This is a genomic window from Streptomyces sp. NPDC096324, from assembly GCF_044763015.1.
Classification (GTDB): domain Bacteria; phylum Actinomycetota; class Actinomycetes; order Streptomycetales; family Streptomycetaceae; genus Streptomyces.
Map to the genome: position 1 here is coordinate 17,921 of NZ_JBIWFK010000021.1, position 14,435 is coordinate 32,355.

Consider the following 14,435-nt stretch of genomic DNA (forward strand, 5'->3'; position numbering starts at 1 on the left):
CCTGCACGCCGTGGCTGTGTGCGCCTTTCGGTGCGTCATTCTTCCGTGTTGCGACAAGCATGAGGCCGTCTGGCAACGCTCGCGAGCGCACGAACTCGTTTCTCCACCGCCATGCCCAGTGGAGACCCGGACTGTGCGGCGGCCGATCCCAACTCTCTGCACCAGGAGTAACACCATGACCGTCCGCAAGGCCCGCCTCGCAGGTGTCGGCGTCGCCACGGCCGCGGCGGCCGCGTTGTTCGCCGCTCCGGCAGCGACCGCGTCCTCCCCCTCCGCTCCGCACAGCCCGGCACACCCCCAGGGTGGAGTGGTGTTCGTCCAGAGCGACAACACCACCGCGAACACCGTCGTCGCCTACCACCGCGCCGCCGACGGCACGCTCCACCGGCGTGGTGTGTTCCCGACAGGGGGACGTGGTGGCGTGCTGGACGGCTCGGTGGTGGACCACCTGGCCTCCCAGGGCTCCCTCGCCTACGACCGCAAGGCAGGGCTGCTCTACGCCGTCAACGCCGGGAGCGACACCCTCACCCTCTTCGCGGTGCACGGCGACCGTCTCGAGCGCCTCCAGGTCCTCCCCACCGGCGGTGACTTCCCGGTCAGTGTCACCTTCCACGGCAACCGGGTCTGGGTGCTCAACGCCCTCGACGGCGGCTCCATCCAGGGCTTCGTCCGCACCGGCCACCGGCTGACGGGCGTCGACTCCTGGCACCGGGGCCTCGGCCTGGACCCCAACGCCACCCCGCAGTTCACCCACACCCCCGGGCAGATCTCCTTCACACCCGACGGCTCGAAGCTGGTCGTCACCACCAAGGCCGGCGCCAACTCCATCGACGTCTTCCGGCTGAACCGCCGCGGCACACCCGCGGCCCGGCCTGTGGTCACCTCCACCCCCGGCGCCGTGCCGTTCGGCTTCACCTTCGACTCCGCCGGCCGCCTCCAGGTCACTGAGGCCGGACCCAACGCCGTCGAGACCTTCGTCCTCCACCGCGACGGCACTCTCACCTCGGTCGGCCAGGTCCTCACCGGCGAGGCCGCCACCTGCTGGATCGTCGCCACCGACCACAAGCTCTACGCCTCCAACGCCGGCAGCGGTACGTTGTCCGGCTACCGCGTTCGCAGCAACGGCACCCTGGCCGCCCTCGGCAACACCGCGACCGACCCCGGCACGGTCGACGCCGCCGTTTCCTCCGACGGTCGCAACCTGTACGTGCAGACGGGCGCGCAGGGCCATGTGAACGAGTTCCGCGTCAACCGCGACGGCTCCCTCACACGCATCGGATCGGTCACCGTACCCGGCGCCGTCGGCGGCGAGGGCATCGTCGCCGACTGACCCGAACGCCGTCCCGGCCACACCCACCGGCCCGCGCGTCAACCCGCCCCCGCCCCCTTCGCCCAGAGGCGCGGGGGCGGATTGGTTCAGGCCCCCCGGATCGCACATGCTCAACTTGCCCACGACGACCAGGAGGTCCGCCTCACGAGGTCCATCACGTACGCCGGGAAAGGGGTACTGATTCCACTCGAGACCAGCTCGTCACGGCCACAGCATCGGCGGCGCGACGGGCAGGGACGAGCGCGAGGCAGCACTCGTACAGCCGGCCCTTTTGATGAACCAGGCCAGGGGCTTTGACGCCGATTCCTGGGGCGTGGGCTCCGCGGACTGACTTCAGGTGTCTTACGAGTAGCCGCACGATAGTGACGCGGTCTTGATCGTCCAGGAGCCTGCAACTTGATTGCTGGCATTTGGCGTTGCTGGCCTGGCAGGATCGGCCCGTGATCAATAGCTCGGTGACTGTGCGCGATCTCGCTGTCGGTGACTGCCACGATGTACACGCCTTCGCCAGCCTGCCGGAGGCTTGCCGCTACCAGGCGTGGGGGCCGAATACCGAGGAACAGACGCGAGACTTCGTCCAAGGCGCCGTAGATGCCCGGTTGCAGTCCCCACGGGCAAGATTCGTGTATGCGGCCTGCCTCGACGGTGAACTCGTCGGTATTGGCGAGCTGAAGGTTCGTAGCCTGGCCCACCGCCAGGGCGAGATCTCCTATCTCGTGCATCCTCGGGTGTGGGGACGAGGCGTGGGTACAGCCATTGGCGGGGAACTCCTCAGCAGAGGATTCGGGCTGATGGGACTGCACCGGATCTATGCGACCTGCGATCCTCGCAATGTCGCATCGGCCCGAGTACTGGGCAAGCTCGGCATGACCCACGAGGGCCGGCACCGGCACACCGCGCTGCTCCGGAACGGCTGGCGTGACTCTGAAGTCTTCAGCATCCTCGACCACGAATTGGCGCACCGGGCCCGGTCCTGAATGATCGATGTATCGGCGGTCAAGCTCCGGCAGCCGCCCTGGTGCCAGAAGGCGAACAGCCGGACGGGATTATCTGGAGCGTGAAGTCAAGTTGGGCCCGCGCGGCCTGCTCTGATGCTGCGCTGTTCAGAGTCTCGCCTTCCACTATCGGCCGGGCGGTCGGCGAGGTGCGCCCGTTGCTGGCCGCTTGCGGTTTCGCGGTCCCGGACCGGCCCGGGATCAGGCCCAGGACCCTCGCGGACGTGTTCGCTTATGCCCAGGCGGAGGGGATCACGCTGCGGATCGACGGTACCGAGGTGCAGGTACGCCGCCCGAAGGTGGGGTGGTCAGACCGTAAGGCGTTCGTGTCGGGCAAGAAGAGGCAGAACACCGAGAAGGCCACGATGATCAGCGACGAGCAGGGTCGGGAGCTGGGGTTTGGGGGCGATACGCCCAGGCCGGATGCACGATGCCACCGCAGTACGCACCGCGGGCATCGAGGAGCAGTTGCGGCTGCACCCGAACGTGAGAGCCGAAGTCGATTCCGGCTATGCCGGTCTGGCCCGCGACTTCCCCGGCCAGGTCAGCGCCCCGCCGAAGAAACCGCCAGCGGACGCCGGGCCGTCCGAGCGCAACTTCTACGACTATGCGCGCCGCCACCAATCCCCACGGCGGATCATGGTCGAGCACGCCAACGCAGAGGTCAAGCAGTGGCGGTCGCTGCAACGCCGGACCGGCGAGCGCGCCGACCTGCCCGAGGTACTTGCCACGATCGGCGCCCTGGTCTCCGACCGCAGCGCCAAGCGTCCCACTCGCAGCAGGCCAAGCATGGAACTCGACCTCGTCCGCGCGACGGCCTGCTGATACGCCCTGAGCCGAACCGCTAAGCCAGCACATCCCAAGCCCTATCGTGCGGCTACTCGTTAGGTGCCAGGCCGGGCCCGGCCATCGAGTGAAGGACGGTCCCAGGTCGTATGGCCACGGCCCGATTCCCTCTACAGCGCCGCGGCCCGCAGATCACTCTCGTCCAAATGCCCCTCCGCCGTCGGATCCAGCCGTAGGACCTCCGACGCCGACGGCAGGAGGCACGGCAGGCCCTCTCTTGCCTGATCAGCAGCCTCATTTCCCGCGCCGTCCGGTCGCCGTTCGGCTTGCCCCGGCGGCGTCAGTGTGTCCATCGGACGTTCGGACCCGACCGGGGGTGCGGCGGGCACCCCGACCTCGTCGTACCGCGGCCCTACCCAGTGGCGTTGGGCCGCTCTGGCCGCCAGTCGGGGGCGGGGTCGTCGGCGAGCAGCGGCCGAAGCGCGCCGAGCACCGCGCCGACGCAGACGTCACGCAACTGGGTGCGGGTGCAGGTCTCGTGGGTGAGCCAGTCGACGCAGAGGACCTGGACGAAGACCAGCCAGCTCTTCAGGACGCCGGACACGGCCTCACGGGCATTCCCGTCCGCGAGTGGAAGTACGGCCAGTAGCCGCGTACGAAGTGCGTCCAGCTCGTTGGCCATGATCGTCTGGATCACGGGATCGCCCGCGAGGACACGATTCGCGGCGAGGACGGCATGGCGGTTCGCCACGAAGTAGTCGAGATGGACCTCCATGCCCTGGATGAGCTGCTCCGCCAAGGAGTCCGCGGGGTCGAGCCGGGTTTCGACGAGCAGCTGGTCCGCAGCCTGCTGGTAGACGGCCGCGAAGAGGGCGTGCTTGCTGGAGAAGTGACGGTAGAGCAGAGCTCGGGAGACGCCGGCCTCTTCGGCGACCTCCTCCATCAGGACGTCGTCGTACTGACGTGCGGCGAAGAGCCGCGCTCCGACCGTGAGGAGCTGGGCGCGGCGGTCGGCGGGGGTGAGTCGTTGGCGGGAAGGCACGCGTGAAGGCTACTTGACATGTGTCCACTAGCACCTCCACCCTAGTAGACGCGTGTCAACTAAGCTCCACCGGGACAGCTCGGAGGAATCATGGCAAGGGCTCTGCGCACACTCACACAGTTGATGGGCTGGTCCAGCGTGGCGATCGGCCTGTACCACGTGATCCTCGGCAACGCGGCGATCCCCGGGGCCGGTTCCGCCGGTACGACGGTCGACAGCTGGGGCCGGTTCATGGGGGCTGCCTTCGTCGGCTATGGGCTGGCGTGGCTATGGATCGGGCAACAGCGGCCGATCCCGGCTCAGGCGGTGCGGTGGCTGGCGGGTGTCTTCCTGCTGGGCGGCACGGGCCGACTTCTCTCCCTCGCCGTGCACGGCTGGCCGCAATGGTTCCAGATCGTGCTGGCGGTGATCGAACTCGGCTTGCCCCCGGTCTTGTTCTGGTTGGCCGACGCGGAAGAACGCGCCACGCGCAGCGATGCGGAGGTCGCGGCCGCGGGGCTATGAGCGCGCCTCGAGCCGACGAGCCGGGGCGCGGCTTCCCGCCGTCCGAACCTGCCGAGCACCGGGGGCGGGAAGCCGATGCCGCTCGCGGGGAATTACGTGACCGGCGACAGCAGCCGATACCGTCGCCACTGCCGCCGGCGATGTCCTGAGACCTCCCTGCAGCGGTCAGGCCCGAACTGCTCCACCTGGCCCCTTACTTGAGTGCCGGCCGCCTCCGCGCGCGGACCACGTACCGCCGAACAATCAGATGTGGGTCACATCGAGAGTTTCGGTGTCACACCCTGGGCGCTCGCCGCCGTCTGAGGGTGAAAACCGTAGCCCCACGGCAGGAGGCAGTGATGGGTTCCGACACCTGGCCCGGCGCACCCTGAAAGTCCCGGCCGGACGGCATGGATGGCGACACGGCCCCGGCGTCCCGGGCAACGGCAGTCACGCTCCGACGCAACGCCCGCGGGATGGTCCGAAGTGACAGCAGGGCGCTGCCGCACAAAGCCGCAACCGGTAGCCCGATGTCCGACAGGACCTCGGCCGACCCAACCCAGCCCCACAGCACACGCCACGGGGATCCTCAGGCCCGAGAGGCCGACGAGAAGGGAAAGATCATGACCAGGTATCGGAAGACGGGGCGCGCGCTGACCGCCGTCGCGGCTCTGCTGGGCGCGCTGGCGTTATCGGGGCCGGCACAGGCCGCCGACCGCACCTCCGTCGTCGCCTACGGCGCTCACATCCGCGCGAACGCCCTGTCCTACGGCGCGAACGGCGCCGTCAGGGTCTGCGACGCCTATCCGGACGGCTACGGGGTCGCCGTCCGCTACTACCGCAAGGTCGGAAGCCTTCAGACGCTGTATGACTCCAGGGGCAACGGCCTCTGCACCGAAACCCCCGACATCCAGAGCAATCCGATCATCCTCTTCACCGCGTGCGTGGTCATTGACAGCGTCGACTACTGCGCCTCTCCGTACCAGGACACCGGCCGGTAGCCCGCGCGCTCCCCGGGGTGCCGCACCGGCGTGACACTCCGGACAGCAGCCGCGGATTCAGGCGGGCGCCGGCCTCGCACGGCGCCCGCCGCCACGGGCCGGCGCCCGCCTGTCATTCGACCGGCTCCTCGACCGGCGACCGTCTCGCCATCTGCGCCACCGCCAGGGCCCCACGGCCGCGCGACAGGGCGGTGGGGCCATGGTTCGTGCCGAGGTCCCGCCGCACGGGACTGAGGGGCGTCAGCGGGATGCCCCGAAGCCCGGGCAGCTGTTCTTCACCTCGTCGACGAGCCGGGCGGAGAGACTGCGCGCCAGGCGCCGATTCAGACCACGAGGTCGTAGATGCTCCGTCCCATCAGCCACAGGCCGACGATCAGGGAGAGCGTGACGATCAACTGCTCCTGGTGCTGGTCCATCCAGTCGCGCAGGGCGTCCAAACGGGCGTTGGCCGTTGTCGGCGCCCAGATGGTGAACATCTCCATGACGATGAGGCTGAGCGTGGCGAGCAGGCAATAGCCGCTCAGCGCGAGCCAGTCGCTCAGGGTGGAGAGGTCCGCGTCCACAGCGGTGGCGGCGCCGGCTCCGACCAGCGCCCAAGGCTGCAGTACCCAGGCCAGCCCTGCTGCTGTGACGGTGGAGGCGTCGTCGATACGGGCCCTCCAGCGCGGCGGTCCGTGCGGACGCGGCGGCCGACGGCGCCGGTAGCCGCCATAGAGCACGAGCGCCAGGCCGATGCCCAGCTTCGCGGCGACCGCGGCGGTCGAGGGCGGACTGTGATGGGCCGGGGGCTGACCGCCGGTCAGCAGCACCACACAGGCGATGACCGCGATCAGGTTGGCCAGCCACGACAGGAGGAACGCCAGGCCCTGGCGAACGCCGCGCCGTGAGGAGAGCAGCAGGATGAAGGCGCTGTTGTGCAAAGGCCCCAGGGTGATGGCCGTACCGATCACGAGGAGGTCGAGGACCATCGGATCAGTCGCTCCTGGAGGTCGGGACCGGCTGCGCCCGTGCCGGGCCGGCAGTTCGGCGGAATCAGGCGGCGCTGACGCGGTGCCGCATGCCGACTCTGCAGGGGACCGTACGGCAGGTCAAGGAAGCTGCGTCCGTGTCCCCGTACCGCCGGGTCGCGCCTGTGATCGAAGTCGGGCTTCCGATGCCCGCGAGCCCGCAACCGGTGCGAACGACCTCTTCCCTTCGCGTCCGCAGCCCGGGCTCGTCGTTTGGGCCCGCGTCCGTTGACCCGACCATGCGCCCGTGTTCCAGGCTGTGGAGACCAGGCCCGCCCTGCGACGGCGCCCGGCCGTCGCAGGGTGGCACACGACTCGGGTCGGTCGCGGTCTAGCAGGTCTTGCGTACGTAGCCGCTGCTGCCCGCCGGTTTGACGTCCACGTCGCGCTGGACGATGCTCAGCTTGCTGCCCCATCCATTGCAGGCCTTCGACCTGCCGGAGTTGGTGTACTCGATCACTATGACGTTGTTTCCGAAGGCGCTGGTGTAGTCGCCGCACTCGTCGTACTGGCCGCATTCCTCGGCCACGGCGAAGTCCAGACCGTTGGCGGTGTGGTTGCCCGCCAGTTCGGGAGTGTTCTTCTGGGCGATGGCCAGGCCGTCCGCGTGGGCGCGGGCGGAGAGCAGCTTGATGAACGCCTGCGCGTTGCCGACCGTCAGGCGGTTCCCGGACCGGGTGTAGCTGTCGTAGTTGTCGGGCTCGATCGCCTGGAAGCCCTTGGTCTTGCAGCGGTCGATCAGGCTTCCGATCTTGCCTGCGATCCGCTGCCGCTTGCCGTCGGTGCCGATGTCGAGGAAGGCCTCGCCCCAGTCCTCGTCGTAGACGACCTTGCCGGACGCGTCGCGCAGCAGCAGGTCGGAGTCCCACTCGCTCTCGGCACCCGGCTGCGCCTGGAAGGCGTTGACGTAGCAGATGTTGTACAGGCCTGCCGCCGGGGAGGCGGCGTTGTCCCGGGTGACGACCTTCACCCCGGCCGGCGGGGTGTAGGCACCGCCGATCTGATAGTCGAAGCCGACGTGTGTGGGCGGCAGGGGCACGGATGCGGCCTGCGCGAAGGTCACCGGTGCGACCAGGGCACCGACCAGCGCTGCCGCGCCGATGACGGTGCCCAGGAGGTTGCGGGAAGTGCGGCTGAAGTGGCTCATGTGGATGAGCTCCCAGGGGGAAGAGGGCACGTCCCCGCCTCGGACACGTCAATGACGTCCTGGCGACTTGGGCCGGGCTCGTGGCGCGAGGCCTGCATACCGGCTGGGCGTGTCTCTGAACACGGAGCACGGCTCCGGTGCTGTCCGGGAGTAAAGCGACTGCCCGTGGAGATGTCAACGCCTGAGGTCCTGGTCCACGACTTCCAGTCGCTCGGCGCTCGCGGCGGACCGGCCTGAACCAGACCCGCCGCCGCCCGCGAAGCGGGACGAGGCCGCCGAGTGGTCGTGACCGCCAAAATCACTCGCTCTGTCATGTCCTCGCAGCGAAGCTAGGGGCATGGAGTTCCTCTGCTACCACCGCGACCGGCCCGGCTCCGGGCCGCTGCGCGACGAACTGCTGGAAAGGCATTGGTCCTACATGGACCAGTACGCGAAGGAGATGATCGCCCGGGGCCCGACCCTCGCCGACGACGGCGACACAGCCACCGGAAGCGTGCACATCCTCGACCTGCCCGATCACGCCACCGCCCGCGCGTTCGTCTTCGACGAGCCCAACTACCAGGCCGGTGTCTTCCGGGACGTGCTGTTGAGACGGTGGCGCAACATGCTGGGGCGCACCATGTGGGACTTCCCCGGCGGCCGGACCGGCGGCAACCGGTATCTGGTGATCGGCCTCGGCACGGGGAAGGCCACCGACCTCGCGGTACCGCGCGAGCGGGACGAACTGATCGCCTACGGGCCGTTGTTGTCCGACGACGGCACCACCTGGCTGGGCACGGCGGTGTTGCTCCGGGCGCCGGACCCGGAGAGGGCACGTGCCGTCCTCACCGCGGACCGGTACGCCGACATCGAGGTGCACAACTGGCAGTTCGGTGGGCGGCCCTCCTGACCGAGGACGTTCGGAGCAACTCCGCCTCACCGAACCGCGAGAAGACCCGCACCGACACGACCGGGACCACACACCGGACCGCCGACCACTGAACGGCCGCACGGCACCGGCCACTTCACCCGGCCGTCAACCGGGTACAGGTCGAAGAACGCCGGCTCGGCCGCCATTGCCCTGGCGGCCGAGCGCTCAGACCGCGTCGAGGCCGGCTGTGCTCCGGGCGATTCCCCTGCCCTGGAGCAGACCGGACAGGGACAGGGCGCCGGGTCCGAAGAAGACCAGGAGTAGGAACCCCCAGCAGAACAGCGCGGGTGACAGGCCACCGTTCTGCAAGGGGAAGAGGCCGTTCTTCTGGTGCTCGGTGAAGTAGGCGAACGCCATGGCACCCGAGCTGAGGAACGCGGCGCCGCGCGTAGCGGTACCCAGGAGTACGAGAACACCGCAGACCAGTTCGATGACACCGGCGTACCAGAAGGGCCAGTCGCCGACGGGGCTGCTCTGCCGCCCCAGTATCCCGAAGAGAGTGGCAGCGCCCTCGCTCGCGAAGAGCAGGCCAAGGACGATGCGGAACAGGCCGAGGACGAGCGGCTGGTGGCTCGACAGCCGGTCGCTCAGGCGGGCGGTGCTCATGGGTGCGTACTCCTTGAATCGGTCGGGTGCGTACCCGGGTGGCATGAGAGACCGGGTCTTGTGAGAGACCCCGTCCCCTTTCCCTTTACGTGCGCGTGGGATCTTCGGTTCAGCGCATCATCCTGCCGTTTGCCGCCCCGCAACAGTCGTCCCTCGAAGTCTGTCCCGTCCCGCGGTGCGGGGTGGGGTCGCTCGCCCCCGTCGAACGGCTGGGTGTCTGTTTCGTGTCACTTCGACCGGATCAACTGCGCCTGTACGCCGTAGTGGTCAGACAGGTGGGCCCGGCGGCCGTCGCCCAGTGTCACCTCGTCCTGGAACACGAAGTCGGCGCCGCCGGTCAGGCTCTCCCCGGCTGCCGCGCGGACCAGCACGTGGTCCAGAGCCGGTGGCGAGGGCCATCGCGGGGTGGGTCGGTAGGTCGGACGCATGTCGCCGGCGAGGACGTCGCGCAGCCCCGTTGCGGCGACGAAGTCCGCGAGTACCGCCGAGTCGCGCGGGACGTTCAGGTCACCGACCACCGCGACGGGCACGGACGGGCCGACGTCCTCGATCAGCATGGCCACCAGGGCCAGTTCAGCCTCGGCGATCGCCGTGTACCGGTTCGTCGGGGACCAGTCGTCGTCGCGGTTGGCCGACAGGTGGGTGTTCACGACCACCATCTCACCGTCCGGGGTGGCGACGGACACCACCTGGGCACCCTTGCGCATGACGAACTCGCCGCGCACCGGGCCGGTCATCGGGTACCGCGCGAACCGCCACCGGCTGATCGGCCACCGGGACAGCAGCACCAGGCCGCCCTTGAGCAGGACCGTGCCCGAGCAGGCGAAGTGCCGGTATGCGGGAGCGGCACGGCGGATCAGCCGGGCGTTGCGGCGGTACATGACTTCCTGCAGGCAGACGATGTCGTAGTCGGACTCCGCGAGCGCCGCGCCGAGGGCTCGCAGCCGAGCCGGGACATCGCCGGTGAAGAGGGTGTTCATGGTCAGCAGTCGCAGGGCTTTCACGAACCTGTCACCTTCCGTCCGGTGGCCTGCCGGGCCGTGCGGGGAGCCACGCACGGTGTTGATCGTATGGTCATTCATACGTTCGAAGGGCCCGAAGCCGTGGATGGACACTGCCGGGAGAGGGACGGGCGCCCCGGTGACCTACGGTCCTGGGCGCGCGGGGACAGGTCCCAGTCGCCGCGACCCTCGTCTTCACCGCGCGGGACAAGGCCGACGTGCTGGTGGTGACGGAAGACATCCGTCTGTGCGGCCTCCTGATCCAGGACGAGGCCCACTTGTACATCGCTGGACGGCAGACCGGTATCGAGCTTGTCTTTTATCTTCTGGCGCTACCGAAGTGGTACGGCCAAGGTGGGTGGCATGACAAACACTTCCGACCCTGCTCCATCGGATTCGGCCGACCGCCAGGCGATGGAGCGTATCCTCGGCCGTCCGTTGAGTCGGACATGGCCGACGGGTGCGTTGGCACCCGGCAGTCGGGTCCGGGTGGTTCGCGCCTCGGACTGGGACGGTCCTTGGCAGGTCGAGTTCTCCGGAACGATCGATGCCATGGGTGCGCCCGAGCCCGGCGAACATGTCCAGTCGCACAGTGGCGAGTTGCTGTACTGGGTCACCTTTGACACGCCGCAGTACGACAGCGATGAGTGCGGCCCCTACCGCAAGGCCCAGATCTGGAGCCGGTACTTGAGGGCCGAGTCCGATCTCGCGTCGTAGAGGTGCCACAGGTCACATTGCCACGCTCGCTTCGCGCCCTCCTGGCCAATGCCAGTTGACCGTGCCGCACCGAAGCCGTCGCCTTCCGCACACGCCGGGCCTTCGCGAAAGACGGACAAGAGCGCTACGCCTCGTGGGGGGGGGCGACACAACCCAGAGGCAAAATGTGCGCCCCTCAGCGCGGTTCCGTACCGAGAGGGCTGATACCTACGACGCATGGCAGGGGCCGGGCTCGCCGCGTCCGATCGGATGACCGGTCGGTGTGGCGTGCGAGGTGGCATCGAGTACGGGCCTAGCCTCTCCGGCGTCCGGGCTCCTCCGTTCTGTCCGGGTCTATCGCACTGGTCAGGAAGGAGTGTGGGGTGGCGTCTTCGTCCGGCAACCGTGGCCTCCTGCGGGTTCTGCTCGCTCTCTCCCTGTCGGCGGCTCTGCTGGCCGGCTGCGGTGGCGGAGGGGGCGGGACGGTGACGCTCAACTGGTACAACTTCCCCGATGACTCCGGTGCGCTGGCCAGTGCGGCCAAGGCCTGCTCCAAACAGTCCGGCGGGCGCTACGGGATCAGTTACAACAAACTGCCCCGCACCGCTGACGGGCAGCGTCAGCAACTGGTGCGCCGGCTGGCCGCCAAGGACGACACGGTCGACATCATCGGACTGGACGTCACCTGGCCCGCCGAGTTCGCGGAAGCCAAGTGGATCCTGCCGTGGACCGGGGGCAACCGCGCCGCGGCCGTCCGGGACACCCTGGAGGTGCCGCTGCGGACGGCCACGTGGAAGGGACGGCTGTACGCCGTCCCGTACAACACGAACACCCAACTGCTCTGGTACCGCAAGGACTTGGTCCCCACACCGCCCGAGACATGGGCCGAGATGCTCCTGATGGCCGGCCGCCTGGCGAAGCAGGGCAAGCCCCACTACGTCGAGATCCAGGGCGCGCAGTACGAGGGACTCACGGTCTGGTTCAACTCGCTGGTGGAGAGCGCCGGCGGCTCCATCCTCAACGCGACCGCCACGGCACCCAAGCTGGGCCCGCCCGCCGTGCGCGCGGCCTCCATCATGAAGACCCTGGCCACCTCCGCCGCGGCCGACCCGTCCCTGTCCAATCAGATGGAGGACCAGAACCGGCTGGCCATGGAGTCAGGCAGCGCGGCTTTCGAGATCAACTACCCCTTCGTGTATCCCTCGATGAAGGCCAACAACCCCAAGCTCTTCAAGCAGTTCCGATGGGCGCCCTACCCGGCGGTCGAACGGGGCCGGCCCGCCAAGCCCACCATCGGTGGCATCGACCTGGCCATCGGCGCCTACTCCCGTCACTCCGCGTTCGCCTTCGAGGCGGCGCTGTGCCTTCGGAACCGGCAGAACCAGTTGACCGCGGCGCTCGAGGGCGGCCTGCCGCCCACGCTCCGCCCGCTCTACTCGGACCCCGCGCTGGTCAAGAACTACCCCTTCGCCTCCACCGTTCTCGCGGCCCTGGAGAATGCCAGCATCCGGCCCAAGACCCCCGCCTACCAAAACGTGTCCATCGCGATCTCGCACACCCTGTCGCCGCCGAACGGGATCCAGCCGAGACCGGACGTGCAGAAGATCAGTGGCCAGATCAAGGACGCCCTCAACTCGAAGGGGCTGATCCCGTGACCCAGTCGGCTCCGACCGCCCCTGAGCACGCACCGGTGCCCAAAGACGGCCGCGCTCTGTCCGAAGGGGCCCGGCAGGAGCGCCGGTTGGGCTGGATGCTCTGCGCGCCCGCCGTGATCGTCATGCTCGCCGTCACCGCCTACCCCATCGTCTACGCGATCTATCTCTCGCTCCAGCGATACGATCTGCGCTTCCCGCAGCAGGCGCACTTCGTCGGCTTCAGCAACTACGGTGCCGTCCTGTCATCCGAGTTCTGGTGGCAGGCCCTGTGGGTGACGGTGTTCATCACGACGGTCTCCGTGGCCGTGGAACTCGTCCTCGGATTCGCCCTCGCGATGGTCATGCATCGCACCATCTTCGGCCGCGGCACGGTTCGTACCGCCATCCTGATCCCTTACGGCATCGTCACCGTGGTCGCCGCCTACTCCTGGCAGTACGCCTGGACCCCTGAGACGGGCTACCTGGCCGATCTGCTGCCCTCCGGTGACGCGCCGCTGACCGAACAGTGGCCGGCCATCGGTCTGATCATCCTGGCCGAGGTGTGGAAGACCACCCCCTTCATGGCCCTGCTGCTGCTCGCCGGTCTCGCCCTCGTGCCGGAGGAGACGCTGCGCGCGGCCCAGGTGGACGGCGCCGGAGCCTGGCAGCGCTTCTTCCTGGTGACCGTCCCCCTGATGAAGCCGGCCATCCTGGTCGCCCTGCTCTTCCGGACCCTGGACGCCTTCCGGATCTTCGACAACATCTACATCCTCACGTCCGGCGCGCACAACACCGGCTCGGTGTCCATCCTGGGCTACGACAACCTCTTCACCGCGCTCAACCTCGGCATCGGGTCGGCCATCTCCGTCCTGATCTTCCTGTGCGTGGGGTTGATCGCCTTCGCCTTCATCAAACTGTTCGGGGCGGCCGCCCCCGGCGCCCAGGAAGGGGGACGCTGATGTCCGCCGCCGGACGACGACGGAGGTCGGGGTGGGCCGTCGTCAACATCCTCGTGATCGTCTACGCGCTCTTCCCGGTCTGGTGGATCATCGCGCTGTCCTTCAAGGACCCCAGCACCCTCACCGACGGCAGCTTCATCCCGACCAAGTGGACCTGGGAGAACTACCGCGGGATCTTCCAGACGTCCGAGTTCACCCGGGCGCTGATCAATTCCATCGGCATCGCCCTCATCTCCACGGTGATCGCGGTCGTGCTGGGCACCATGGCCGCCTACGCCGTCGCCCGGCTCCGGTTTCCCGGCAAGAGTCTGCTGATCGGGATGTCGCTGCTGATCGCGATGTTCCCGCCCATCTCGTTGGTCTCTCCGTTGTTCAACATCGAGCGGATCATCGGCATCTTCGACACCTGGACCGGGTTGATCATCCCGTACATGACCTTCTCCCTGCCGCTCGCCATCTACACCCTGTCGGCCTTCTTCCGAGAGATCCCCTGGGACCTGGAGAAGGCGGCCAAGGTGGACGGCGCCACCCCGGCGCAGGCCTTCCGGCTGGTGATCGCTCCGCTCGCGGCGCCGGGAGTGTTCACCACGGCGATCCTGGTGTTCATCTTCTGCTGGAACGACTTCCTCTTCGCGATCTCGCTGACCTCGACCTCGGCGGCCCGGACCGTGCCGGCGGCCATCGCCTTCTTCACCGGGAGCAGCCAGTTCGCCCAGCCCACCGGTTCGATCGCCGCCGCCGCGGTGGTGATCACCATCCCCATCATCGTCTTCGTGCTGCTCTTCCAGCGGCGCATCGTGGCCGGGCTCACCTCCGGAGCCGTCAAGGGCTGACCGGC

Annotated in this window: 15 protein-coding genes; 10 read left to right on the forward strand and 5 right to left on the reverse strand. The window is 68.5% G+C overall.

Annotation, left to right across the window (positions count from 1 at the left end):
• Positions 1-175 precede the first annotated feature (175 nt).
• The 3 genes from ACIQ7M_RS37160 to ACIQ7M_RS37170 all read left to right on the forward strand — a co-directional run bounded on the left by ACIQ7M_RS37160 (position 176) and on the right by ACIQ7M_RS37170 (position 3,150).
• Positions 176-1,330, forward strand: a complete 1,155-nt coding sequence (locus tag ACIQ7M_RS37160; protein ID WP_403652576.1) for a lactonase family protein — start codon at positions 176-178, stop codon at positions 1,328-1,330.
• A 440-nt stretch (positions 1,331-1,770) separates the two neighbouring features.
• The gene (locus tag ACIQ7M_RS37165; protein ID WP_403652579.1) at positions 1,771-2,307 is read left to right on the forward strand and encodes a GNAT family N-acetyltransferase; all 537 of its coding nucleotides are present in this window, start codon (positions 1,771-1,773) and stop codon (positions 2,305-2,307) included.
• A gap of 441 nt (positions 2,308-2,748) precedes the next feature.
• Complete coding sequence (locus tag ACIQ7M_RS37170; RefSeq protein ID WP_403652582.1) at positions 2,749-3,150, forward strand: transposase; 402 nt, start codon at positions 2,749-2,751, stop codon at positions 3,148-3,150.
• Between the two features lie 373 nt (positions 3,151-3,523).
• On the opposite strand, the gene ACIQ7M_RS37175 is transcribed toward ACIQ7M_RS37170, so the two are convergent.
• Positions 3,524-4,153: a TetR/AcrR family transcriptional regulator gene (locus ACIQ7M_RS37175; protein ID WP_403652586.1), complete on the reverse strand. Its 630-nt coding sequence runs from the start codon at positions 4,151-4,153 to the stop codon at positions 3,524-3,526.
• Positions 4,154-4,243: 90 nt separating this feature from the next.
• On the opposite strand from ACIQ7M_RS37175, the gene ACIQ7M_RS37180 reads away from it, so the two are divergent.
• Positions 4,244-4,657, forward strand: a complete 414-nt coding sequence (locus ACIQ7M_RS37180) for a DUF4345 domain-containing protein (protein ID WP_403652589.1) — start codon at positions 4,244-4,246, stop codon at positions 4,655-4,657.
• 602 nt (positions 4,658-5,259) lie between these two features.
• On the forward strand, positions 5,260-5,637 hold the full coding sequence (locus tag ACIQ7M_RS37185) for a hypothetical protein (protein WP_403652592.1): 378 nt from the start codon (positions 5,260-5,262) through the stop codon (positions 5,635-5,637).
• A 323-nt stretch (positions 5,638-5,960) separates the two neighbouring features.
• On the opposite strand, the gene ACIQ7M_RS37190 is transcribed toward ACIQ7M_RS37185, so the two are convergent.
• Entirely contained in the window at positions 5,961-6,605 is a 645-nt protein-coding gene (locus ACIQ7M_RS37190) for a GAP family protein (protein WP_403652595.1), read from the reverse strand.
• Positions 6,606-6,975: 370 nt separating this feature from the next.
• Positions 6,976-7,791 (reverse strand): endo alpha-1,4 polygalactosaminidase, encoded by an 816-nt coding sequence (locus ACIQ7M_RS37195; RefSeq protein WP_403652598.1) that lies wholly within the window; start codon positions 7,789-7,791, stop codon positions 6,976-6,978.
• A 337-nt stretch (positions 7,792-8,128) separates the two neighbouring features.
• Here ACIQ7M_RS37195 and ACIQ7M_RS37200 point away from each other — a divergent pair, with 337 nt between their 5' ends.
• On the forward strand, positions 8,129-8,680 hold the full coding sequence (locus ACIQ7M_RS37200; protein WP_403652601.1) for a YciI family protein: 552 nt from the start codon (positions 8,129-8,131) through the stop codon (positions 8,678-8,680).
• A 186-nt stretch (positions 8,681-8,866) separates the two neighbouring features.
• Here the strand turns inward: ACIQ7M_RS37200 and ACIQ7M_RS37205 are convergent, their stop codons facing one another.
• Positions 8,867-9,307 (reverse strand): DoxX family protein, encoded by a 441-nt coding sequence (locus ACIQ7M_RS37205; RefSeq protein WP_403652604.1) that lies wholly within the window; start codon positions 9,305-9,307, stop codon positions 8,867-8,869.
• A gap of 227 nt (positions 9,308-9,534) precedes the next feature.
• The gene (locus tag ACIQ7M_RS37210) at positions 9,535-10,311 is read right to left on the reverse strand and encodes an endonuclease/exonuclease/phosphatase family protein (protein WP_403652607.1); all 777 of its coding nucleotides are present in this window, start codon (positions 10,309-10,311) and stop codon (positions 9,535-9,537) included.
• Positions 10,312-10,671: 360 nt separating this feature from the next.
• On the opposite strand from ACIQ7M_RS37210, the gene ACIQ7M_RS37215 reads away from it, so the two are divergent.
• The 4 genes from ACIQ7M_RS37215 to ACIQ7M_RS37230 all read left to right on the forward strand — a co-directional run bounded on the left by ACIQ7M_RS37215 (position 10,672) and on the right by ACIQ7M_RS37230 (position 14,430).
• Complete coding sequence (locus tag ACIQ7M_RS37215) at positions 10,672-11,025, forward strand: ferrous iron transport protein A (protein ID WP_403652610.1); 354 nt, start codon at positions 10,672-10,674, stop codon at positions 11,023-11,025.
• Positions 11,026-11,387: 362 nt separating this feature from the next.
• Positions 11,388-12,659 carry an ABC transporter substrate-binding protein gene (locus ACIQ7M_RS37220; RefSeq protein WP_403652613.1) on the forward strand — a complete coding sequence of 424 codons (1,272 nt, stop codon included), beginning with the start codon at positions 11,388-11,390 and terminating at the stop codon, positions 12,657-12,659.
• A 95-nt stretch (positions 12,660-12,754) separates the two neighbouring features.
• Positions 12,755-13,597 (forward strand): sugar ABC transporter permease, encoded by an 843-nt coding sequence (locus tag ACIQ7M_RS37225; RefSeq protein WP_355773508.1) that lies wholly within the window; start codon positions 12,755-12,757, stop codon positions 13,595-13,597.
• Positions 13,597-14,430, forward strand: a complete 834-nt coding sequence (locus ACIQ7M_RS37230) for a carbohydrate ABC transporter permease (protein ID WP_355773503.1) — start codon at positions 13,597-13,599, stop codon at positions 14,428-14,430. The genes ACIQ7M_RS37225 and ACIQ7M_RS37230 overlap by 1 nt, the downstream gene beginning before the upstream one ends.
• Positions 14,431-14,435: the final 5 nt, after the last annotated feature.

Bases quoted from the DNA above. Each gene is read 5' to 3' on its own strand.
- ACIQ7M_RS37200 (WP_403652601.1), top strand. From the start codon at position 8,129: ATGGAGTTCCTCTGCTACCACCGCGACCGGCCCGGCTCCGGGCCGCTG.
- ACIQ7M_RS37185 (WP_403652592.1), top strand. From the start codon at position 5,260: ATGACCAGGTATCGGAAGACGGGGCGCGCGCTGACCGCCGTCGCGGCT.
- ACIQ7M_RS37215 (WP_403652610.1), top strand. From the start codon at position 10,672: ATGACAAACACTTCCGACCCTGCTCCATCGGATTCGGCCGACCGCCAG.
- ACIQ7M_RS37225 (WP_355773508.1), top strand. From the start codon at position 12,755: ATGCTCTGCGCGCCCGCCGTGATCGTCATGCTCGCCGTCACCGCCTAC.
- ACIQ7M_RS37160 (WP_403652576.1), top strand. From the start codon at position 176: ATGACCGTCCGCAAGGCCCGCCTCGCAGGTGTCGGCGTCGCCACGGCC.
- ACIQ7M_RS37195 (WP_403652598.1), bottom strand. From the start codon at position 7,791: ATGAGCCACTTCAGCCGCACTTCCCGCAACCTCCTGGGCACCGTCATC.
- ACIQ7M_RS37170 (WP_403652582.1), top strand. From the start codon at position 2,749: ATGCACGATGCCACCGCAGTACGCACCGCGGGCATCGAGGAGCAGTTG.
- ACIQ7M_RS37205 (WP_403652604.1), bottom strand. From the start codon at position 9,307: ATGAGCACCGCCCGCCTGAGCGACCGGCTGTCGAGCCACCAGCCGCTC.
- ACIQ7M_RS37230 (WP_355773503.1), top strand. From the start codon at position 13,597: ATGTCCGCCGCCGGACGACGACGGAGGTCGGGGTGGGCCGTCGTCAAC.
- ACIQ7M_RS37180 (WP_403652589.1), top strand. From the start codon at position 4,244: ATGGCAAGGGCTCTGCGCACACTCACACAGTTGATGGGCTGGTCCAGC.
- ACIQ7M_RS37190 (WP_403652595.1), bottom strand. From the start codon at position 6,605: ATGGTCCTCGACCTCCTCGTGATCGGTACGGCCATCACCCTGGGGCCT.